The sequence below is a fragment of the Streptomyces sp. NPDC006516 genome (assembly GCF_040611875.1).
Classification (GTDB): Bacteria; Actinomycetota; Actinomycetes; order Streptomycetales; family Streptomycetaceae; genus Streptomyces.
Map to the genome: position 1 here is coordinate 1 of NZ_JBEXPD010000034.1, position 3923 is coordinate 3923.

Annotated in this window: 2 protein-coding genes; both read right to left on the reverse strand. The window is 68.0% G+C overall.

All coding sequences use genetic code 11. The annotated features are described in order from the left end of the window. Positions 1-3203, reverse strand: a 3203-nt coding sequence (locus ABZY45_RS35015; protein ID WP_356746299.1) for a type I polyketide synthase, incomplete at its 3' end; no start/stop codon positions are given. 22 nt (positions 3204-3225) lie between these two features. Next, positions 3226-3923: beta-ketoacyl reductase (locus ABZY45_RS35020; RefSeq protein WP_356746298.1), on the reverse strand; the 698-nt coding region annotated here is incomplete at its 5' end.

Sequence of the window (3923 nt, forward strand, 5' to 3'; positions counted from 1 at the left end):
CCGTACTCATACCCCTGCTCAGCCAACCGCTCATACGCACCCACAACAGACACAGGCTCAGCACCAACCGGCGGCCACACCCCCAAATCGAAATCCGGAGCAGTAACGGAAGCCTGCGGCAACAGCACCCCTTCGGCGTGCTGCGTCCACGGCACATCCCGGTCACCCTCCACACGGGAGTGCACACTCACTCCGCGCGCACGGTCATCCCCCGGAGCCCCGACCACGACCTGGACCTGCAACGCCTCGGTGTCGGGCAGGGTCAAGGGCGCCTGGAGGGTCAGCTCCTCCAGCAGGCCGTACCCGACCTCCTCCCCCGCACGCAAGGCCAGCTCCACCAACCCCGTCCCCGGCACCAGCACACTCCCCAGCACACTGTGATCAGCAAGCCAGGGCTGCGCGCCCAGAGAGAGCCGGCCGGTGAAGACCACTCCCCCATCAGGCAGACCAACAGCCGCGCTCAGGACAGGGTGATCGGTCGAGACCTGCCCAAGGGATTCCGGGTTGGATTCCGTCGTTTCAGGAAGCAGCCAGTAGTGCTGGTGCTGGAAGGCGTAGGTGGGCAGGTCGACGCGGCGGGCTCCGGTCGGCGCGTAGAACGCGGCCCAGTCCGGGACATGGCCCACGGTGTGCAGCCGCGCGAGCGCCGTTACCAGCGCCTCGGGCTCGCTCTGATTGCGGCGCAGGCCCGGTACGAACACCGCGTCGGCCGCCGAGTTCTGGGCCATCGCGGTGAGTACGGCATCGGGACCCACCTCCAGGAACACAGAGACACCGGCGGCCGACAGCGCACGCACACCATCGCCGAACCGCACAGCCTCACGGACGTGACGCACCCAGTACTCGGGCGTACGCAGATCCGCCGGGGTTGCCAGCTCGCCGGTGAGGTTGGAGACCACCGGAATACGGGCCTCGCCGAACGTCACACTCTGGGCGACGGTACGGAATTCGTTGAGCATCGGCTCCATCAGCGGCGAGTGGAACGCGTGCGAAACCCGCAGGCGACTGGTCTTACGACCCTCCGCCTCGAACCGGGCCGCAACCTCCAGCACGTCCGCTTCCGCGCCGGAGATGACCACCGCGTCCGGACCGTTCACCGCAGCGATACTCACCACGTCCGACGTCAGGTACGGAAGGACCTCGTCCTCCGATGCCCGGACAGCGACCATCGCACCACCAGCCGGCAGCGCCTGCATCAACCGCGCACGGGCAGCCACCAGCCGTGCCGCATCCGCCAGCGACAGGACACCCGCTACGTGCGCGGCAGTCAGCTCACCCACCGAGTGCCCGGCCAGGAAGTCCGGGCGCACACCCCAGGACTCCAGAAGCCGGAACAGGGCTGTCTCGAACGCGAAGAGGGCCGGCTGAGTGAACTCCGTCCGCTCGAGAAGCCCCGCGTCCTCACCCCACACAACCTGACGCAGCGATCCCGAGAGGTGTCCGTCCAGCTCTGCGACCACCGCGTCGAACGCCTCGGCGAACACCGGGAAGGACTCGTGCAGCTCACGCCCCATCCCCACCCGCTGCGCACCCTGACCCGGGAACAAGAACGCCGTCTTCGGCCTGGACCTGGCCGCGCCACGAAGCACCGAACCATCCCGCCGGTCACCAGCAAGCGCCCGCAGCCCCTCGACCAGTTGCTCCCGCGTCCCGCCCACCACAGCAGCCCGGTGCTCGAACACCGCACGCGAGGTCGCCAGCGAGAAGCCGACATCCACCGGACGTATCTCGGATTCACTCACCACCTGCGTCAGCAGACGCGCCGCCTGTGCCTTCAACGCCTCCGCTCCCGTGGCCGAGAGCACCCACGCATGCACCGGGAGCTCGAGGGCAGAAGCTGGAACCTTCTCCTCCCCGTCACTCTTGGCGGGCTCCTCGGCCAGCGCCTGCTCGATGATCACGTGCGCGTTCGTACCGCTGATCCCGAACGACGACACAGCAGCCCGCCGCGGACCCTCGGTCACAGGCCAGTCCCGGGCCTCCGTCAGCAACTCCACCGCGCCCGCAGACCAATCCACCTGATCCGACGGACGATCCACATGCAACGTCTTCGGCAACACACCATGCCGCATCGCATGAACAACCTTGATGATCCCCGCCACACCCGCCGCAGCCTGCGTATGACCCATGTTCGACTTCACCGAACCCAGCCACAACGGCCGACCCTCAGGCCGATCCTGCCCATACGTCGCCAACAACGCCTGCGCCTCGATCGGATCACCCAACGTCGTACCCGTACCGTGCGCCTCCACCAGATCCACATCAGCACCGGTCAGACCCGCATTCGCGAGCGCCTGCCGAATGACGCGCATCTGCGACGGCCCGTTCGGAGCGGTGAAGCCGTTGCTCGCACCGTCCTGGTTGATCGCGGAGCCGCGTACCACCGCGAGCACCGGGTGGCCGTTGCGCCGCGCATCGGAGAGACGCTCCACCACCAGGACGCCGACGCCCTCGCCCCAGCCCGTGCCATCGGCCGCCGCCGCGAACGACTTGCACCGACCGTCCGCAGCCAGGCCGCGCTGACGGCTGAACTCCACGAACGTCTCCGGCGTCGCCATCACCGTCACGCCACCCACCAACGCCAGCGAACTGTCCCCCGACCGCAGAGACTGCACCGCCGAATGCAACGCCACCAACGACGACGAACACGCCGTGTCCATCGTCACCGCCGGCCCCTCGAGACCCAGCGTGTACGCCACCCGCCCGGACACCATCGAGCCGGTCGAGCTGCTGTACGGGTAGTCGTGATACATGACACCGGCGAAGACGCCTGTCCGACTCCCCCGCAGGGTGCCCGGGTCGATCGCGGCCCGTTCGAGCGCTTCCCACGACACTTCCAGCAGCAGCCGCCGGTGCGGATCCATGACGAGCGCCTCGTTCGGACCGATCCCGAAGAAGGCCGAGTCGAAACCGCCGGCGCCATGGAGGAAGCCGCCTTCGCGGGTGTACACCTTTCCTTCGGCGCCCGGCTCGGGGTCGTACAGCTGCCCGGTGTCCCAGCCACGGTCCTCCGGGAAGGCGCCCACCACATCCCGGCCCTCGGCGGCCATCTGCCAGAGGTCCTCGGCTGACTCCACGCCACCCGGATAGCGGCACGCCATGCCCACGATGGCGATCGGCTCATGCAGGGTCGACGAAAGCTTGCTGTTCTGGCCGCGAAGCCGCTCGACCTCCTTGAGTGACGCCCGCAGTGCGTCAACCAGCCGTGCGTCTGAAGTCGTCATCTCAACTACCTGCTTCCGCGGTCGGGCCGTCCAGTTCGAACTCGTCGAGTGCCATGCTGATCAGGCTCTCGGCGTCCAGCTCATCAATCGATCCGCCGACGTCGCCCTCGTCGCCATCCCCAGCGGGTGCCTGCACTCCGCCCAGTTCCAGGAGGCTGCGCATCAGCCCGGCATCCCGGATCCTGTTGATGGGGATGGTCTGCAGAATGCGGCGGACCTGCTCGTCCTCGTCGACCTGGTCCGGGCCCGCGGAGTCGGGGGCCAGTTCCGTGAGCAGGTGGGCCGTCAGCACCTCTGGGCTCGGGTAGTCGAAGATCAGCGTCGGTGGCAGTCGGAGTCCGGTGACCACGTTGAGTTGATTGCGGAACTCCACGGCGCTGAGAGAGTCGAACCCGAGCTCTTGGAAGGCACGTTCAGGATGAATGGCCTCAGGCCCCGAGTGCCCGAGCACGGCCGCCGCCTCGGCGCGGACCACTTCCAGCACCAGTTCGGCACGTGCATCCGAGTCCAGACCGGCCAGCCGTTCCGCGAGGGCCGGGCCGGACTTGCTGACGGTCTCGCGCCTTTTCCGTCCGGTGGTGCTGCCCTGGGAGAGCACTCGGAAGAGTTCGGGGAGGTTGTCGGGGGCCTGGCGGAGGGTGGGCAGGTCGAGCTGGATGGGAACGAGAGCCGGATCATCCAGACCCATCGCGGTGTCGA